This window comes from Streptococcus sp. Marseille-Q8145 (assembly GCF_965112035.1).
Genome location: NZ_CBCOPQ010000001.1, coordinates 554,848 through 574,024 on the forward strand (window position 1 = coordinate 554,848; position 19,177 = coordinate 574,024).

Annotated in this window: 11 protein-coding genes and 1 pseudogene; 3 read left to right on the forward strand and 9 right to left on the reverse strand. The window is 42.8% G+C overall.

The annotated features are described in order from the left end of the window. Window positions 1-186: 186 nt before the first annotated feature. Window positions 187-7,044: a mucin-binding protein gene (locus tag ACWPVL_RS02830; RefSeq protein WP_454386709.1), complete on the reverse strand. Its 6,858-nt coding sequence runs from the start codon at window positions 7,042-7,044 to the stop codon at window positions 187-189. A gap of 460 nt (window positions 7,045-7,504) precedes the next feature. Between ACWPVL_RS02830 and ACWPVL_RS02835 the strand changes: the two are divergent. Next, window positions 7,505-8,771: pseudogene (locus ACWPVL_RS02835) on the forward strand (ISL3 family transposase). A 64-nt stretch (window positions 8,772-8,835) separates the two neighbouring features. Here the strand turns inward: ACWPVL_RS02835 and ACWPVL_RS02840 are convergent. From ACWPVL_RS02840 to ACWPVL_RS02860, 5 genes are all read right to left on the reverse strand, one after another. Further along, entirely contained in the window at window positions 8,836-9,576 is a 741-nt protein-coding gene (locus ACWPVL_RS02840; protein WP_454386711.1) for a D-alanyl-D-alanine carboxypeptidase family protein, read from the reverse strand. Further along, window positions 9,573-10,262 carry a histidine phosphatase family protein gene (locus ACWPVL_RS02845; RefSeq protein WP_125373770.1) on the reverse strand — a complete coding sequence of 230 codons (690 nt, stop codon included), beginning with the start codon at window positions 10,260-10,262 and terminating at the stop codon, window positions 9,573-9,575. Before ACWPVL_RS02845 ends, ACWPVL_RS02840 begins: the two co-directional genes overlap by 4 nt. A gap of 109 nt (window positions 10,263-10,371) precedes the next feature. Continuing rightward, window positions 10,372-11,073, reverse strand: coding sequence for a histidine phosphatase family protein (locus ACWPVL_RS02850; RefSeq protein WP_454386713.1), 702 nt, complete (start codon window positions 11,071-11,073; stop codon window positions 10,372-10,374). A 264-nt stretch (window positions 11,074-11,337) separates the two neighbouring features. Continuing rightward, window positions 11,338-12,675, reverse strand: a complete 1,338-nt coding sequence (locus ACWPVL_RS02855) for a PFL family protein (protein WP_454386715.1) — start codon at window positions 12,673-12,675, stop codon at window positions 11,338-11,340. An 11-nt stretch (window positions 12,676-12,686) separates the two neighbouring features. Next, window positions 12,687-12,953, reverse strand: coding sequence for an ACT domain-containing protein (locus ACWPVL_RS02860; protein WP_454386717.1), 267 nt, complete (start codon window positions 12,951-12,953; stop codon window positions 12,687-12,689). A 243-nt stretch (window positions 12,954-13,196) separates the two neighbouring features. On the opposite strand from ACWPVL_RS02860, the gene ACWPVL_RS02865 reads away from it, so the two are divergent. Next, a complete protein-coding gene (locus ACWPVL_RS02865; protein WP_454386719.1) occupies window positions 13,197-16,478 on the forward strand; it encodes an LPXTG-anchored zinc carboxypeptidase in 3,282 nt (1,093 codons plus the stop codon). 122 nt (window positions 16,479-16,600) lie between these two features. Here ACWPVL_RS02865 and ACWPVL_RS02870 read toward each other — a convergent pair whose 3' ends face one another. Then, window positions 16,601-16,837: a transposon-encoded TnpW family protein gene (locus tag ACWPVL_RS02870; RefSeq protein ID WP_454386721.1), complete on the reverse strand. Its 237-nt coding sequence runs from the start codon at window positions 16,835-16,837 to the stop codon at window positions 16,601-16,603. A gap of 175 nt (window positions 16,838-17,012) precedes the next feature. Further along, window positions 17,013-17,777 (reverse strand): class I SAM-dependent methyltransferase, encoded by a 765-nt coding sequence (locus ACWPVL_RS02875; RefSeq protein ID WP_454386723.1) that lies wholly within the window; start codon window positions 17,775-17,777, stop codon window positions 17,013-17,015. A 234-nt stretch (window positions 17,778-18,011) separates the two neighbouring features. Here ACWPVL_RS02875 and ACWPVL_RS02880 point away from each other — a divergent pair, with 234 nt between their 5' ends. Further along, complete coding sequence (locus tag ACWPVL_RS02880) at window positions 18,012-18,164, forward strand: hypothetical protein (protein ID WP_454386830.1); 153 nt, start codon at window positions 18,012-18,014, stop codon at window positions 18,162-18,164. An 82-nt stretch (window positions 18,165-18,246) separates the two neighbouring features. On the opposite strand, the gene ACWPVL_RS02885 is transcribed toward ACWPVL_RS02880, so the two are convergent. Next, window positions 18,247-19,128: a class II fructose-bisphosphate aldolase gene (locus ACWPVL_RS02885; RefSeq protein ID WP_001019005.1), complete on the reverse strand. Its 882-nt coding sequence runs from the start codon at window positions 19,126-19,128 to the stop codon at window positions 18,247-18,249. Between the last annotated feature and the right edge of the window lie 49 nt (window positions 19,129-19,177).

Genomic DNA, 19,177 nt, shown 5'->3' on the forward strand with positions numbered 1-19,177 from the left:
GACTCCATAATTCCAACAGTGATTTTACCCACTACAGAAATTATAGAGCCTTAAAAGCTAGAGTTCCGCCACTGGGAATCTCTAGCTTTTTTTGTGACTGAGAACTATTTTGTCCCAGACTCTTTTTCTGAGATGTTAACCCATCGTTCACAACTCTTTAGTGATTCATATCCAAGCTAGAAAGAATTAATCTTCTTCCTTCAATCTTGGTTTAATCAAGCTGACACCTGCGAGTGTCGCAACAATTCCTAAACCAAGTACTGCTGCAGACGATGATTTCTCACCTGTATTTGGCAGAGCAGTAGTTCCAGGAACTCTTGGTTCCACCGGCTTATTCGGTACTGGTTTATTTGGTACCGGAGCTGGAGTTGGTGGAACAGGTTTTGGTTCTGGAGTTGGTGTTGGTGGAACCTCTGCCTTCTTGTACGTTACGACTTCATCTGCTGGTTTAGCTGAATCTGCTGTAACCTTCACATCTGCTACGCTTGCTTTGTCCGCTACGTAACCCTTGATGTCTGGTGAAGTTTGTCCCTTGATCACGTCATCTTGTGAGGTCCATGCGCCTTTTTCTACGATTTCTTTCGTTACGACATTGACTTTCAGAATACGCGTGAATTTAGCGCTGTCTGTGAAGCTTGGTGCTGCTTCCTTGCCATTTTCGTATACGTACTTGATCGTACGGCTCAATTCTTTCACAGCTTCTTGTTGAGCTGACTTGATCTTGTCATCTGTCCACTTAGGTCCATCCGGATTCTTAGGATCCATTGGATCGTTTGGTTTCGGTGGATTGTTTGGATCGAATGGTACTACAACTTGACGCATAACAACGGTGAAGGTTTGGTCCTTCTTAGCGTCATTATCGAAGGTCTTAGGTCCCTTGAACTCATCGTTCACCACTTCGTAGCCCTTGTCTGTCAATTCTTTCAGACGAGTTGCGTAGTTAGTAGTTCCGATTGGCTCACCTGACTTACCGCTTTCAACGACCTTACCAACTTCCTTGTTGTTATCATCTTGGTCTACGAATGTGATAATCGCTTTTTGACCATCTTTAACATAATTGATTGGTGTATCCTGAGTTGGATCACTTGGAATTGGTGGTGGGTTGTAACCCTTGCTTGGATCGCTCGGATCTTTCGGTGTCAATGGGGTTGTGCCATCTGGGCCTACTGGGGTAGTGCCTGGTACATCTGGAATTACTGGAAGGTCAGTGCCTGGTTTCGTTGGATCTGTTGGATCATTTGGATATGGAAGATTTGGAACTTTTGGAAGTCCGTCTGGTACATTTGGTACATATGAACCAAGTTTCTTGTATTGTACAACTTCTTCGCTATCCTTATCATCAGGAGTCACTGTCTTCGCTGCTACATTAGCCTTATCTGCCACAAAGCCAGTTACAACTGGTGTAGCTTCTTGAGCCAATTCTTTCGTAGCTGGTGTCCATGGAGTGAAAGTCTTTTCTCCAGTGGCAGCATTTATTTTACCAGTACGTGTGAAGGCTGCTTCTTGAGTCACTGGAGCTTTCAGAGCTGGACGACCGGCTGTTTGGCCATCTGCGTATTCGTACTTAATCTTACGAGTGACTTTTCTATTCAACTCAGCTGGATTAGTATTGTCATCCAAGCGAGGTGTCACAACAACTGTCCAAGTTTGGTCTTTTGTCTTATCATTATCAAACTTCTGACCATTTGGTTGAGTGAAGCCATCACTTACAAGTTTGTAACCAGCTTGTTTCAATTGTTCGATACGAGCTGCTGTTGAGTAAGCTACTGGCTCACCTGACTTACCAGCTACAGAGTCTGTGTAAAGAGTCTTAGCTTCAACACCATTCTTACCATCTGTTACGTACTTGATAGAACCACGTTGCTCATCCAAATTATATTTGACAACTTCCACTGGATTTTCAGAAGTAGGGTCAACAGTCACACCTGGAACTTTTGGTTTGTCTGGACTGTAGCCTGTGATCGCCGGAGATGTCACTTCTGGAAGATTAGCATTTGGTTTATCCCAAGCACCAGGAGTTTTCTCACCTGTCACCTTGTTAACAGAAACTGGACGAGTAAACGTTACTGGCTGAGTAACTGTTGGAGGAAGTGCTGGGCGACCTTCTGTTACACCATCACCGTATTGGTATTGAATAGTCCGAGTAACATTTTTCGTTTCTTGTGTAGTTTCAATAACTGGAGTAACGACAACTGTCCAAGTTTGGTCTTTTGTCTTATCGTTATCAAACTTCTGACCATTTGGTTGAGTGAAGCCATCACTTACAAGAGTGTAACCAGCTTGTTTCAATTGTTCGATACGAGATGCTGTTGAGTAAGCTACTGGCTCACCTGACTTACCAGCCACAGAATCTGTGTAAAGAGTCTTAGCTTCAACACCATTCTTACCATCTGTTACGTACTTGATAGAACCACGTTGTTCATCCAAGTTATACTTGACAACTTCTACTGGATTTTCAGAAGTAGGATCAACAGTCACACCTGGAACTTTTGGTTTGTCTGGACTGTAGCCTGTGATCGCTGGAGATGTCACTTCTGGAAGATTAGCATTTGGTTTATCCCAAGCACCAGGAGTTTTCTCACCTGTCACCTTGTTAACAGAAACTGGACGAGTAAACGTTACTGGTTGAGTAACTGTTGGAGGAAGCGCTGGGCGACCCTCTGTTACACCATCACCATATTGGTATTGAATAGTCCGAGTAACATTTTTCGTTTCTTGTGTAGTTTCAACAACTGGAGTAACGACAACTTTCCAAACTTGGTCTTTGGTCTTATCATTATCAAACTTCTGACCATTTGGTTGAGTGAAGCCATCACTTACAAGAGTGTAACCAGCTTGTTTCAATTGTTCGATACGAGATGCTGTTGAGTAAGCTACTGGCTCACCTGACTTACCAGCCACAGAATCTGTGTAAAGAGTCTTAGCTTCAACACCATTCTTACCATCTGTTACGTACTTGATAGAACCACGTTGTTCATCCAAGTTATACTTGACAACTTCTACTGGATTTTCAGAAGTAGGATCAACAGTCACACCTGGAACTTTTGGTTTGTCTGGACTGTAGCCTGTGATCGCTGGAGATGTCACTTCTGGAAGATTAGCATTTGGTTTATCCCAAGCACCAGGAGTTTTCTCACCTGTCACCTTGTTAACAGAAACTGGACGAGTAAACGTTACTGGTTGAGTAACTGTTGGAGGAAGCGCTGGGCGACCTTCTGTTACACCATCACCATATTGGTATTGAATAGTCCGAGTAACATTTTTCGTTTCTTGTGTTGTTTCAACAACTGGAGTAACGACAACTTTCCAAACTTGGTCTTTTGTCTTATCGTTATCAAACTTCTGTCCACTTGGTTGAGTGAAGCCATCACTTACAAGTTTGTAACCTGCTTGTTGAAGTTGAGCGATACGGCTAGCAGTTGAATAAACAACATCTTCACCTGATTTACCTGTAACACCGTCTGTATAAAGAGTCTTAGCTGGAACACCGTTTTGTCCATCTGTTACATACTCAATGATACCGCGTTGATCATCTTGGCTGTAGCTTACTACTTCATCTTCGTTAGGAGATGTAGGAGTAACAGTTGCAGCTGGAACGCTTGGTTTGTCTGGAGTGAAACCAGTAACTGCTGGAGAATCAACTTTTGGAAGTTCTTCACTTGGCTTGTTCCATTGACCAGGAGTTTCAACACCTGTCACCTTGTTCACAGAAACTGGGCGAGTAAATGTTGTTGTTTGAGTAACTGGGCGAGGAAGTGCTGGACGACCTGTGGTCACTCCATCCTTGTATTGGTAACGAACGTTACGAGTAACATCTTTCGTTTCTTGTTTTGTCTCAATACGTGGAGTAAGAACAACTTCCCATTTCTGATCTACATTGTTATTACTGTCAAATCTTTGACCGCCGGCTTTAGTAAAGCCATCGCTAACAAGATCATAACCTAACTGTTTAAATTCGTTGATTTTCTCAGTTGTTGTGTAGTTGACAGGTGTGTTTGAGTTGCCTGTTACGTTATCTGTGTGGAGAGTCTTGGCTTCAACACCATTCTTACCATCTGTACGGTAAACGATGTTTCCCTTTTGAGTTGCAGCTGAATAGCTTACAATTTCACGCCAACTTGGATCTGTTGGTGAAACAGATGCTGAATTTACACGTGGTTTATTTGGTGTAAAGCCTTTAATCGCTGGTGTATCAACCGCAGCTACAGTACGAGTATTTGGAGTCCAGTTTCCATATGTCTTTTGACCAGTTACTGGATCTTCTGACACTTGACGAGTGAATTGAACATTTTGTTGCACTTCACGTGGAAGGGCTGGACGACCTGAAGTCACACCATCTTCGTATTCGTAAGCGACTGTACGAGTAACATCCTTAGTTTCAGTTGTTACTTTCGGATCATTCTTACGGTATGAAACGATTTCACGCCAGCTTGGATCTGTTGGAGCAACAGATGCTGAATTTACACGTGGTTTATTTGGGGTAAAGCCTGCTACTTCTGGACTATCAACCGCAGCTACATTTTGACGAGCTGGTGTCCAATTGCCGTATGTCTTTACTCCAGTTACTGGGTCTTCTGACACTTGACGAGTGAATTGAACATTTTGTTGCACTTCACGTGGAAGGGCTGGACGACCTGCTGTCACACCATCTTCATATTCGTAAGCGACTGTACGAGTAACATCCTTAGTTTCAGTTGTTACTTTCGGATCATTCTTACGGTATGAAACGATTTCACGCCAGCTTGGATCTGTTGGTGAAACAGATGCTGAATTTACACGTGGTTTATTTGGGGTAAAGCCTGCTACTTCTGGACTATCAACCGCAACTACATTTTGACGAGCTGGTGTCCAATTGCCGTATGTCTTCACTCCAGTTACTGGGTCTTCTGACACTTGACGAGTGAATTGAACATTTTGTTGCACTTCACGTGGAAGGGCTGAACGACCTGAAGTTACACCATCTTCGTATTCGTAAGCGACTGTACGAGTAACGTCTTTAGTTTCAGTTGTTACCTTAGGAGCATTCTTATCATAGTAAACAATCTCAGTTCCTGGAGTAGAACTTGCGTTCACTGTGATACCATCCACACGAGTTCTATCTGGTGTGAAACCAGTAATGCTTGGTGTGTTTACGCCACCAAAGTTTTGTCTTGCTGGAGTCCATGGACCAGGTCTGCCACCCACCACTTGACGAGTAAACTCAACTGTTTGAGTAACTGGGCGAGGAAGTGCTGGACGACCTGAAGTCACGCCATCTCTATAGCGGTACTTAATTGTACGACTAACAGTCTGTCTTTCTGTCTTCGTATCAGTTGCACCCTTACGGTAAACGTAGGTTACTGTACCGTTAGTATCCCAGTCAGCCAGAGTTCCTGAAGGTGGCAAACTACCAATACCCATTCTGATGAAACTATAGCCAGGAATCGTCTTCTGCTCAGTGGTATAAGGCTTACCTTTAAAGGCACCTTGTGGATAGGTTACTGAACCTTCAGCGATTTCTCGACCTTGCTCATCAACATAACGTACGTCGACAGAGGCACTCTGATAGAAATCAAAACGCTTGATTTGAAACTGTTGCAAGTTCTTGTAGGTACCAGTCGTCGCCGTAACCACCATGGACATCAGTTCTTCCGGAGTAGAAACTTTCTTCTTCCATTGCTTGATACCAAGATTACTTTCGTAAGAGACAGTTAATTCCTTGGTTACACCGTCATACTGGATAGCAAATCTGTGGAAACGACCATCTAGGTCTCTTGAGTCTAGACGTTGAGCACTACCAGCATCTGTCTCAGCCCACCAAAGATGATATTCACGGGCGGGCTGACCTTGTGTTTCAATCTTTTTATAAGTAGTATTGACCCAGGCACCGAACTGTCCCAAAGCAGGGTCTTCCGCCCAACCATTTTGGAAAGAGTCCGCGTTGGTAGTATCACCTTGTGGTGACTGGTAAACGTTAGAGAAGGTATCCAGTTTGAAACCAGTTGCGTTACGCAAACCACCGATACCAAGGTTACCACCATTTGCCCCTAGGTCTGTTGTATTCCCTGTGTGGAAGGCAAAACCGATACCGTCGGCACCGCCATGTTCTTGAGTCTTATCACCAAGGTTAACTCCACCAGTCAGCTTGAAGCTTTGGTTCATATTGATCTTACTCTTCAGACTGAAGTTACCTGTCTTATAGTCTTCATCTGGAGTAAGGGTTACGATACCGTCGTATGAATTATAGGTAGCTGAACCATTCAATCTGAAGTAGTCAAGGAAGTTTTCTTTCGTTACAGTTGTCTTCCCTGTTTGTGGGTCAAACGAACGGAAGCCGCTTTCTCCTGATTTGCGGAAATCAGCGTAACCTTTATTTACCTCGTTTTGAGCAGCTGCTAATGTTGAATTAGCTTCACTTTTGGCTACTGCATTTGCTGCTTGGCTAGCTGTTGCCAAACTAGCTGCTTGGCTAGCTGCCTTTTCAACTGATACCTTAGCAGGTTCTACAGCAGCAGTTGATTCTGTAGCTGCTTCAGATGAAACCGCAGTTGACTCTGCAGTAGCTGAAGTAGCTGGGCTAACTCGAGCCTCAGACTGAGTTGCAGCAGTTGATTGGCTAGTCGCTACTGAAGCTTTAGATACTTGTGAAGTAGCCTCTTTTAAAGCTGCTTCACTTTTTGAAGCAACTTCTGATTTAACAGTTTTTTCTTCCACTTTGCTTGATAGGTCTTCAGCAGAGGTAGAAGATGCTGTAGATGCTGCACTTGAAACTGCGTTGCTTTCAGCGACAGTTGCTACGGTAGAATTCTTTTCTATGGCCGACTCGGAGTCAGAATCATTCGCTCCCGAATCTTCTCCTGAATCTGGCACAGAGGTCGTTTTCTCCGTAGATGTGCTTGAAGAATCCGTCTTAGCTAACGTATCGGCTGAAACGACATTCCCCCCAAAGAACATGAAAGCTGCGACTGCTACAGAAGCTACGCCCACATTAAACTTACGGACTGAGTATCGAAGTCGTTTCTCAGCACTCGCACGGTTTAATCTGCGTCTCGCATTTTTATCCATGAACATCTCTCCTTTTTAAAATATAGTTCAACCACCTATTACTCAACACCTTAACGCCTGAGCAGCAAAGTATTTTATAACATATGATTGGTGATCATAATTCCAAAGTTTGGAAATCAAACTATACCTATAACTATACAGTTTTTTCCCTATCATATCAAGGATTTTGCTGTCTAATTTTTTTCTGTAACGAAAATGACATATATTATTATCGGAACAAGGAGATCTTGTGTCTTTGTTGTCTTGGAAACGCTATCCTTAAAGAGAAATCATCCTCCAAGACTAAAAAATAATCCAAAATAAAAAAGAATCCTTCACAGGAATGTGTACCAAAAGTGGCTCAATAATTTCTGTAGTGGGTAAATCCGCCGCAGGGATTATGGAGCCTCTTTTGTTGTAGAAAAAAAGTCCCATAAGACCTATAATGAAAAGCAACGAAACCATCATTAGAAAGACTCTTATGGAACAACTCAATTTTATCACAAACCTACTGGAAATCAAAGACCCTTACATCACTATTTTAGATGCTGGAACGCATAAAGAAATCATCGCAAAGCTGGATTCCCCTGCTCCTAAATGACCTTACTGTCAAGGAAAAATGGCTAAATATGACTTTCAAAAAGAATCGAAAATTCCTTACCTAGAATGTGCGAGATACAAGACATTGATTCGTCTAAGAAAACGGCGTTTCCGTTGTAAAGTCTGTCGGAAAGTAGCTGTCGCTGAGACTTCCTTAGTCAAGAAGAACCACCAAATCGCAACCATCGTCAACCAGAAAATCACTCAAAAATTGATCGAGAAACTCCCTATGACGGCCATCGCTGAAAGCTTAGCAGTTTCCACTTCCACCGTCATTCGCAAACTAAAAGAATTCGAGTTCAAGACTGACCTCAACTGGCTTCCAGAACACATGAGCTGGGATGTGGAAACAGTCAGGGAAGTGACTGTTTCAATCGGCAGATAGAGATGAGCTTCATTGCACAGGATTTTGATTCAAGAAGGATCCTAGCTATCTTAGATGGGCGGACTCAAGCAACGATTCGCAATCACTTCCTACGCTATTCCAGACAGGTGAGAAGTCGCGTCAAGATCATTACCATGGACATGTTTAGTCCCTACTACGACATCGCCAGACAGCTCTTTCCTTCTGCGAAAATCGTCCTCGATCGCTTTCACATTGTACAACATCTCAGCTGGGCTATGAGACGTGTTCGTGTTCAAATCATGAAGCAATTTGAGAGAAAATCGCACGAGTACAGGGCACTCAAGCGCTACTGGAAATTGATCCAACAAGACAGTCGGAAACTCAGTGACAAACGCTTTTATCGTCCGACTTTTCGGTTGCATTTGACAAATCAAGAAATTCTTGAAAAACTGCTCTCTTACTCTCAAGAACTCAGAGAACACTATAAGCTCTATCAGCTTTTACTCTTTCATTTCCAAGTAAAACAGGCTGAACATTTCTTTGGACTCATTGAAGAAACAATTTCTTGTGTAAACCCTATCTTTCAGACTATTTTTAAGACCTTTTTGAAAGATAAGGACAAGATCATGAACGCCCTTGAACTACCTTACTCAAATGCCAAGCTAGAGGCAACAAGCAATCTTATCAAGGTCATTAAGCGCAACGCTTTTGGCTTCAGAAACTTTGAAAACTTCAAAAAACGTATTCTTATCGCTTTGAACATCAAAAAGAGAGAACCAATTCGGTCCTCTCCAGGGTATGACTTTTCGTTAACCCACTACAGTTGACAAAGAGCCATTTTTTGTCTATCCATCAACTGTAAATGCTTACCAATCCGACTCTTTCAAAAGGGCCAGATATTCCTCTAAAACTAGGTGATGTTTTTGCATATATTGGGCCGACTCTACGCCAACATAACGATAGTGCCAATTTTCAAAATCCACACCAGTAATATCGCTTTTCCCTTCTGGATAGCGCAGAATAAAGCCGTATTTAGGGGCAATTTCCGCAATCTTATTTGCTACCTCATCATTCTGACCTTCTGGCTCGCTCATATCAATCGCCAAGCCTGTCTGATGCTCACTGGCACCTGGCAGCTGAATCCGCTTTTGCACTTCTTGCTCCGCTTCTTGCCGAGACAAGCCTTCTTCTTCGGCCAAAGCTAGGGCTTCTTCATAGAGCTCTGTCTGCTCCGCTCGGCTACGATAGCCCGAAATCAAGGTTTCTCCCGGCGCAATGGCCCGAGCTGCAGCTAAAAATTGTCTAGTATTTTCAGCAATCCGACTATCTACCTGAATATCATCGATTTGGGTCAACTTAGGATGAGACTCTTCCTGTAAATGGCTACGATTGATTAAAGTCAACTCCCAATCATCAACTGACACTTTGGGCAAGTCAGAACTCTGGGCTTTAAGAGCATGATTAATAAAAGTTGGCAAGTCTTCATCCATATCTTGCACTCGCAACAAAGCGAAAACCAAGCTGATGGAAATTCCCAGAAATAAGAGCCTATTTATTAGTCGAAACAGAGAGAGTTTTCTCTTTCTTTCGTGGCGACCTCTTCTCAAGCCTTGTCCTCCAGCTCTTTCGCTCCAACTTCACGATAGGACATATCACCGATGGAAACAACCGAAAATTGTCCATCTTCATAGTCTACGATGGTCACACTACCATTGCCTAGACCATGAGGTTGCATGCGATTAATTAGATAGACAAAGGTTCCGATGGTCATGCCATGACTAACTACCAAAGCATTGCCACCGCCCGCAGCCTCCAGCTCCTCAGCAATCTCTGAGAAGCCTTGCCAAATTCGGCCGCTGAGTTTTTCCCAATTCTCAGCCCAGCCAGCCGTGTCGACTTCTACTAAACCTTCTGCCAGCTCGGCATAGCTGAGTTGATGGACATGGTCGATATTAAAGACCCTAGGCATAACTCCCATAAAAAGCTCACCATCATAGCCACCATCAAAGCTGCCAAAACACCACTCTCGAATGCGCTTGTCAAACCGATAAGGAATCTTTCCAGTCAAACCCAGCTCTTCCAGAATAATTCCCATGGTCTGAATGGTTCGACCTGAATCACTGGATCTAGCTAGTTTAAAATCAATACCCGCTTTTCGCAAACCAATCCCTAATTCATGGATGCCACGTTCCCCTTCTGCCGTCAATGGACTATCACTCCAGCCCTGAGCTCGTCCGATTGTATTAAACATCGTTTTGCCATGTCGGATCAGGTATAATCTTGTTTTTGCCATACACTTTCCCCCTTATTCTCCTCTCATTATATCACGTTTCTGAAAAAAAGCAGTTTCTAAGATTGAAAGAAGACAGCTCAATAAGGCTCAATTATTGCCATGCTTTCTTTTAACTGTTTATTTCAGCGTCCAATATTTTGGCACCAACTTCACGATAAGACACATCTCCCAAGATCTGAATCGTAAATTGCTCTTTTTCATATTCAACAACCGTCACACTGCCGTTGTCAACCTCAGGATTTTTGCTAATGGCTTTATCAATCAGATAAGCAAAAGTCCCGATGGTCATACTATGGCTGACAACCAAAGCATTGCCTCCACCAGCAGCTTCCACTTCTTGGGCAATAGCTGTAAATCCAGCTAAAATCCGCCCACTGAGTTGCTCCCATGGCTCAGCCCAGCCAGCCGTGTCTACTTCAACCAAGCCGTCCGCCAATTCTGGGAAAGTCAGCTCTTTATAATTATCGGTGTCACTTACCCTTGGAATCACTCCACGGAAAAGATCGCCACCATAAGCCCCGTCAAAGCTCCCGAAGCACCACTCTCGAATACGCTTGTCAAACTTATAAGGAATCTTCCCTACCAAATCCAGCTCTTCTAGGATAATCCCCATGGTCTGAATGGTTCGGCCAGAGTCGCTCGAGAAGGCCTTGGTAAATTCCAAGCCAGACTCTCTCAGCCCAATCCCTAGCTCACGGATACCACGTTCGCCTTCTTCAGTTAAGGGAGTGTCCGACCAACCTTGAGCCCGACCAATGGTATTAAACATGGTCTTACCATGCCGGATGATGTATAATTTTGTTTTTGCCATGAATATCTCCTTTTTAATCAAGGCCACTCGTCTAAGAGTGGCTTATTTGTCTCACACTTGACTGAGCAAGACAGAGGGAAAGAGAGTGGGATAGAAATCGGTAATTTGTTAGAATTCGATTTCGTCATCCCACCTCCGCACAGTTGAGTAGGGCTGTAAAAGCTGATGAAATCAGCGTAGTAGAGTCCACTCAACCACTGCGTCTTGCTCGACAATCCAAAGACAATTAAGAGGCTAGGACTTTTGTCCCAGCCCCCTATTTACTTAGTTTTTAAAACTGTGAATCGGCGCAGGAATCTGACCGCCACGTGCGATAAAGGCAGCTGACGAAGCCTGATTGACCTTCATAACTGGCGCTGTTCCCAAGAGTCCACCAAATTCAATCATATCGCCTTCCTTGCCTTTCGGAATAATCCGCACAGCAGTCGTCTTTTGATTGATAACGCCAATCGCCGCTTCATCCGCAATCATGGCTGCGATGGTCTCAGCTGGCGTTTCCTCTGGAATGGCAATCATATCCAAGCCTACCGAGCAGATAGCTGTCATAGCTTCTAACTTTTCTAGATTGAGCGATCCATTTTGCACAGCCGCAATCATGCCCTCATCTTCAGAAACAGGAATGAAAGCACCAGACAGTCCGCCAACCTGATTGCAGGCCATAACACCGCCTTTTTTAACTTGATCATTGAGCAGGGCAAGCGCCGCTGTTGTGCCATGAGTACCGACTGTTTCCAAGCCCATTTCTTCCAAGACACGGGCCACTGAGTCCCCGACCGCGGGCGTTGGAGCCAAACTCAAGTCAACAATCCCGAACTTGACGCCCAGACGCTCGCTGGCCATCTGACCTACCAACTGGCCGATGCGAGTGATTTTGAAAGCTGTTTTCTTGACCGTTTCAGCCACCACATCAAAGCTCTCACCACGGACCTTTTCCAAGGCTCGCTTGACAACACCTGGCCCAGAAACACCGACATTGATGACCACATCTGCTTCACCAACACCATGAAAGGCGCCCGCCATGAAAGGATTGTCCTCTACCGCATTGGCAAAGACAACTAGCTTGGCCGCCCCCATGTCAGAAAGCTGGGCCGTTTCCTTAATAATCCGCCCCATATCCGCAACTGCTGTCATGTTGATGCCGGTCTTGGTTGAGCCGATATTGACAGAGGAGCAGACTTTGTCCGACTCCGCCAAAGCGCGTGGAATGGAATTAATGAGGATTTCGTCTCCTTTTTGATAACCCTTTTGGACCAAAGCAGAGAAACCACCGATAAAGTCCACACCGATTTCTTTTGCTGCCCGATCCAGAGCATGAGCCAGAGGCAGATAATCCGTAGCATCGGTAGCTGCCCCAATCAGAGAAATCGGAGTCACGGAGACGCGCTTGTTAACGATAGGAATCCCGAGCTCTGCAGCAATTTCGTCCCCAACTGCCACCAAATTTTTAGCCTTGGTCGTGATTTTTTGGTAAATCTTCTCAGCAGCCCGATCAATATCTGTGTCGATGCAGTCTAAGAGAGAAATGCCCATGGTAATGGTCCGAATATCAAAATTCTGCTCCTCAATCATGGCAATAGTTTCTGTAACTTGTCTAATATCCATGTGCCCTCTCCTTAGATATTGTACATCGCGTCAAAAATCGCTGCGCTTTGAATATTGATTTTGACATTAAGGGTCTGACCAAAGGCCTCAAATTCACTACGAAGTGCTGCAAAATCCTGCTTTTCGTCGCTAGAAACGACAGCCATCATGGTAAAAAATTCATCCAAAACAGTTTGAGAAATATCGTCAATATTGAGCCCCAGCTCGGCAATTTCACTAGCTACACCAGCCACAATCCCTGCCTTATCTTTTCCAACAACCGTAATAATCGCTTTCATCGTTTGCTCCAATCATCTTTATTGCTAATATTGTAGCATAAATGCCTGTTTTTTGCATGAAATTGCAAAAATCCAAACTGCGAATATTGCGTGCTGTTTAAATATCAGACTCAATTACTCTTCAGGAATTATACATATCTCATCCTTTCGTTAGAAGTTTATTTTTTATCTATGTTTTTGTTTGTAAACGATTTCAAACTTTGTTATACTAAATTTAAGAACACATTAAAAAGGAGGTTTCTTATGAAAAATTCTTATAAGAAACGCTTATATACACAAGCCCTCAGCCTATCCGCCGCGGTTCTATTGGCCGTTTTAACTCAAGGAAATGCGGCAGCTGATACGCTTAACCCTGCTGAACCTCCGCAAGACAGCAGCAAAAACAGTACTCTTGTGGAACAGCCTACACCTGCAAGTACAGAGAAGGCTGAAGAAACTTCGGATACTCCACAAGCTGAACCACTAGAGAAAAGCAGCCCATCTGAAGCTTCATCTGATAAAGCCGACAGCAAGTCTCCAAGTCTTCCTTCCACAGCGTCAGAGGAAAAAGCAGCTGAAACTACCCAAAAACTGGACACTACGACTAAAACAGAAGTCCGCGCAGCTAGCTCCCAAGAAAACAAGGTTCAGCTTGCCGACAGTAAGGTTTACATGTCCGAAAAAGCTAGTATTGAAGAAACTATTCAAGAGCAAGGAGCTCAAGCTGGTAAAATCACTTGGACACTGGATAACAAGCCGATTAGCGAGTGGAAAACTTGGAAAATGGATGATGGAAGCTTCACAGGTGATCCATTTGTCACTGTCGAAGAAAAAGCTGATGGAAACGACCTAAAAGTTTCCCTAAAATTTAATGAATTATTTGGGCAAGACTTAAGCCTGCGGACACCAAACAATATCCGTAGAACCTACCGCAACTTTATGGGAACTCATGAATTAGTCGGAACCAGCGAAGATCTTGGCCTGACTATTCGCAAGAATATTGTCCTTCGTCCCTACGAAGATTTCCATACCCACGATGAAATGCTGGCAGCTATTGAAAAGAGTCTCCAAGATGCTAAAACGGATCGCTTGGTACAGATTGAGAACATCGGAAAGAGTGCTCAGGGTCGCGATATCAAGTTGGGTATCATCAGCTCTGACCAAAAGAGCATCGACGACTATCTCAACACAACCAATAAAGTTGCCCTTACTAAACCAGCTGAAATGTTAGCTGCGCTAAAAAATGGTACGCTAGACTACAAACTTCCAGTTCTTATCAATAACACCCACGCTGACGAACAGCCAGCTATTGACATCATCACTGGACTCTTCAATACTTTTGCGACCAAAGAGCAAATTTCCTTCCAAACAACGGATGCCAACGGTGCTGCTAAAAATATCACCCTCAATGTCAAAGAACTCCTCAAGAAATTTATTTTCCTCTTTGACTTTACTGAAAATCCTGACGGAGATGTTGCCAATACGCGTGCTCTTGCCAACGGAATCGATCCAAACCGCGACACTAGCTATCAGGCCAACCCAGAAACCCGTACTGTAGCCGTACTCATTAACAAATGGAATCCAATTGCTCTTTATGACATTCATGGATTCGTTAAAGAATTCTTGATCGAGCCAGCGACACCGCCGCACGATCCAAACTTTGAATATGACCTTCTGTCAAAAAATATGTTGGAAAACGCCCACCACATGGGACGTGCCGGCGTCGCTAACTCTAAGTATGACAGCTATATCATCCCTAAACTAGACTGGGGCGATGGCTGGGATGACTCCTTCTCAGGCTACACTGGTGTCTATGCCATGTACCACGGCATATTAGGTCATACCATTGAAATCCCTGAGGGCAATCAGGAATCCTACAAGGCTGGCTACCACGCTGTCCTCGGAGGTATCTCTTACCTGTCCCAAAATCCTGACAAGCTCATGGAAATGCGCCTTAACTTCTATCTCCGTGGCATCAATAAGGTTGAAGATCCAAAAACTGAAAATGAATTGGTCGGACCTGACGGCAAGGTTGTTGGACGGGTAAAAAATGGTCAGAAAAAATTCTTCCCTGATTATTATGTCATCCCTATGGGTCTCGACAAAGACAATGATTCCCAACAAGCCTTTAATATGATTGAATACTTCAAGAGAAATGGTGTTGTCATTCAAGAATTGAAGGAAGATGTTGGCAACTATAAGAAGGGCGACCTAGTTGTCGATATGGCTCAAGCTAAACGTGGCTATGCCAACCATATCCTCTATAAAGGTTCAAACGAATCTGCTTGGGCTGCCATGTATGCTGAACTTTTGGTCAACTTCCCAGATATGAGAGGCTTTAAAGCTGAACCTATCTTTAAAGATAAACTCTTTGATGGCAAACTCGGCGAAGTCACTGCTCTCCGTGCTACTCGGACGCGCGATATCAACTACTCAGCACCTTACTATGTCATCGCTAATACATCTGACAGCGCAGTCAAAGCTGTCAACCAAGCCATTCGCCAAGGTAAGAAGGTCTATCTGACAGAAGATGGCTATATCGTTGATACATCAACCTTTGCAAATCTTTTAGGTGATTATGCTATTTATGGAGATGCCTTATATAAGGTTCCGGAAGGGCCAAGCTTGAAAGCACTGAAGGTCTATGCACCTCCTCATCAATTCTACTGGGCAGGAGTGGACTCACCTACCCATACCGCTCTGGCATTGAAAAATCTAGGCTTTGATATAGTCGATACCCCTGAAGAAGCTGATGTCATCGTCCTTGAAAGCAACAAGTTTGACAAGTCTATTCTTGGTCGCAAACCAACCATTGTAGTAGGGGGCTCTGCTATGCAACGCCTTGAGAAACTCGGTGTTCTAGATGGATTTGATGCGGAAAGATTCTCTGGCGGCAGCGATTTTGAAGGTCTGATGAAGGCTATTATAGACGATAAAGATCCATTGACTAGCGGCTATAAGAAGAATGATCTCTTCTATTCTAATTCTGGAAACTGGATCGCAAAAGCTCCTGCCAACTTCAAGACTTTGGCGACTATTGCAGACAGTGACTATTACATTGCAGGCTGGTGGCCAGGCAACGAAAAATTAGCCAATAAAATCGTTGCTATTTCTGGTAATTACAAGGAACATCCGCTCTTCGTTTATGCTGGAAATCCAACCAATCGTCTGCATACCATTCACTTCTACCGTTGGGTATCGAACGCTGTCTTTGGCGATCAATTGGCTGAGCTGAAAGATATGCCTGTCACTCACAAACCAAGTGTCGAAATTGTAGAAATTTTGAACCAAAAACCTCAACCAAAACAAGCAGGCAAACCAGCCGACAAACCGACAGCTCCGAAAGCAAAAGAAGAGCAATTAGAAAGCCTAGCTCAGAAAACAAGCGAAGCACAGCCTTCCGCTACAGCTCAAAAAGCAGCGAATACTCAGCAGGCCCAGCTCCCACAAACAGGAAGCAAGGAAAACTCTGCTCTCTTTACAGTTGCAACGATTCTTCTGGCTACAAGCGGTGGTCTCATCTTGCTCAAAAAGAAAGAAGCGTAAGAATTTCTATTCTGCTAGATAAACCTTTGCTTACGATAGTTCCTTAAATATAAAAATCGCATGGACAAATCATTTCAGATTCATCCATGCGATTTTTTTCGTGACTTACTATCTTGTAGTATTCAGCTGACATAGACTTCGCTGTTTTTCCTGTTGCTACTTGTCAAGGACTTTTTAATCAAAATCATCTTTTTTTCATCCAATTGTCTCCTAAGCTTCCTCAGCATTATTTTTGTAAGTTGATCTTGCATTGTTTCAGTTGCATTTTCATTGAAATGGTCAACAACCTCATAGGTGGTCTTTCCAATCTTTCTCTTTGTGCTAAGGCCTTTTTTATCTGTATTTTTCAACTTTTCCATAAATTCTCCTTTCCGTTTTTGAATTTTTGACAAGAAAAAAAGGAAGTATCAGCTATTTGCTTTTACTTCCTCTCTCTAATTTTATTCAATTGTTTTACTTCGACAAGCTGAGATTTAGATTTTAACCCTTACGGAAAATGAAACGGGCTATTCTCCTGAAGTAGGTTCTATAAGATTATAGTTTAATGCAGAGTGTAGCTATATAGTCATTTCCATAAGGTGATAATCGATGTCTTTTATCACACGATTCATAAAAATCTATCATAGCGAGACCATTTTTAAGTTGTCCTCTAATCTGAGTTTCTAAGGTATGACTAAATTCATATCCATATTCTGGATTTATGGTTATCTTGCCTTCCTCTTCAAGCTCTTTTGAATTAAAAGGTATTGAAAACTTTAAAAGTAATTCCTCATCAGGTTTATCCCATACAATGTCAGCATCATACATGTATATCCAAGGGTTCATAAATCCAACCATTAACAGTCCTCCCTTTTTCAATACTCGAGAGGCTTCTTTATACATATTTTCTAAATCCTCTATATATACATTTGAAACTGGATTAAAAATAATATCAAAGGTTTCATTTTCAAATGGAAATGATTTTGTCATATCGCCTTGAATTGTGTTGATTTTTAATCCTTCTCTTTTAGCAACCAACTCATCTCTTTCTAATTGTGATTTAGAAAAATCCATTATGGTTACATCATAACCTTTTATAGCAAAAACCGGTCCCTGCTGTCCACCACCACAAGCTAAACCTAATATCTTTTTTCCGTTTGCTTTTTCAAACCATTCTTTTGGAACTTTTTTCCCAACAGTTAATGCAACAGAAATTGGATGTTTCCTAACTTCTTCTAATTCTTCATGTGTCAATGGCTCAGTATAGTCATTTTTTACATTATTCCATCTATCTTCATTTAATTTTATATAATTGTTCATCTTATAATCTCCTCGTAATTTTATACTATTTCGATTAAGTTAAATATATTGCCATTACTTGATTTCATTTTATTATACCATATGTTCAATTACTATGTTTTATGTCATCTTTAAAATATTTAAAGCTTTTGTACTAGCTATTCCTGTTATTATAATTCAAATGTTGAACGTCATCGCTCAAACTCTCGTACTAATGATGATTCTATTTCAACTCACATTTTTCGTCACACACATATCAGTTTTTTAGCTGAGCAAGGAATTCCACTCGAAACAATTCAAGATCGTGTTGAACACACACGAGGAAGTCGTGTTGCAGATATCTATTTGCACGTTACAAAAAAAACAAAAGACCTAATTATTCCTGTATTAGATTCGTTAACTAAATAAGTGTGGAAAATTTGTGACAAAACAAAGAAAAAGGCTTATCCAAATTGGATAAACCCTGTTATATCAAGCTTTTACAAGCTTCTTATGCTTTACCTTCTGAACCGAAGACGTCGATACGTTCTTCAACAGATGCTTGGATAGCTTTTACACCGTCAGCCAAGAATTTACGTGGGTCGAAGAGTTTCTTCTTGTCGTATTCTGCTTCGTTTGCTTCGTAGTCACGAGCAAATTTACGAGTTGCGTTAGCGAATGCGATTTGGCATTCAGTGTTAACGTTAACTTTTGCAACACCAAGTTTGATAGCTGCTTGGATTTGGTCATCAGGGATACCTGAACCACCGTGCAATACGATTGGGAATCCTGGTACAGCTTCAGTCAATTTTTGCAAGTGGTCAAGATGAAGACCTTTCCAGTTTGCAGGGTATGGACCGTGGATATTACCGATACCAGCTGCCAAGAAGTCGATACCAGTTGCAACCATTGCTTTAGCATCTTCGATTGGAGCCAATTCACCATCACCGATGATTCCGTCTTCTTCACCACCGATAGTTCCAACTTCAGCTTCTACTGATACACCATTTGCGTGAGCAAATTCTACAACTTTACGAGCTTTTTCAAGGTTTTCTTCAACTGGAAGGTGTGAACCGTCAAACATAACTGAAGTATAACCAACTTGAATACACTCAAGTGCATCTTCGTAGTGACCGTGGTCAAGGTGGATCGCTACTGGTACAGTGATACCCATTGATTCAACAAGGTTAGCGATCAAGTTGCGAGCAACTTTGTAACCACCCATATATTTAGCAGCACCCATTGAAGTTTGGATCAAAACTGGTGCTTTTTTAGCTTCTGCTGCGCGCAAGATAGCTTGAGTCCACTCAAGGTTATTTGTGTTAAATCCACCAACTGCATAACCATTGTCACGAGCTGCTTGGACAAATTTTTCTGCTGAAACGATTGCCATTTGTAATAGGCCTCCTCTTATTTTTTGTGGAATGAACCACTTACATTGT

Coding starts and splice junctions, on each gene's coding strand:
- ACWPVL_RS02830 (WP_454386709.1), bottom strand. CDS start 7,044: ATGGATAAAAATGCGAGACGCAGATTAAACCGTGCGAGTGCTGAGAAA.
- ACWPVL_RS02845 (WP_125373770.1), bottom strand. CDS start 10,262: ATGGCAAAAACAAGATTATACCTGATCCGACATGGCAAAACGATGTTT.
- ACWPVL_RS02850 (WP_454386713.1), bottom strand. CDS start 11,073: ATGGCAAAAACAAAATTATACATCATCCGGCATGGTAAGACCATGTTT.
- ACWPVL_RS02855 (WP_454386715.1), bottom strand. CDS start 12,675: ATGGATATTAGACAAGTTACAGAAACTATTGCCATGATTGAGGAGCAG.
- ACWPVL_RS02860 (WP_454386717.1), bottom strand. CDS start 12,953: ATGAAAGCGATTATTACGGTTGTTGGAAAAGATAAGGCAGGGATTGTG.
- ACWPVL_RS02865 (WP_454386719.1), top strand. CDS start 13,197: ATGAAAAATTCTTATAAGAAACGCTTATATACACAAGCCCTCAGCCTA.
- ACWPVL_RS02870 (WP_454386721.1), bottom strand. CDS start 16,837: ATGGAAAAGTTGAAAAATACAGATAAAAAAGGCCTTAGCACAAAGAGA.
- ACWPVL_RS02875 (WP_454386723.1), bottom strand. CDS start 17,777: ATGAACAATTATATAAAATTAAATGAAGATAGATGGAATAATGTAAAA.
- ACWPVL_RS02885 (WP_001019005.1), bottom strand. CDS start 19,128: ATGGCAATCGTTTCAGCAGAAAAATTTGTCCAAGCAGCTCGTGACAAT.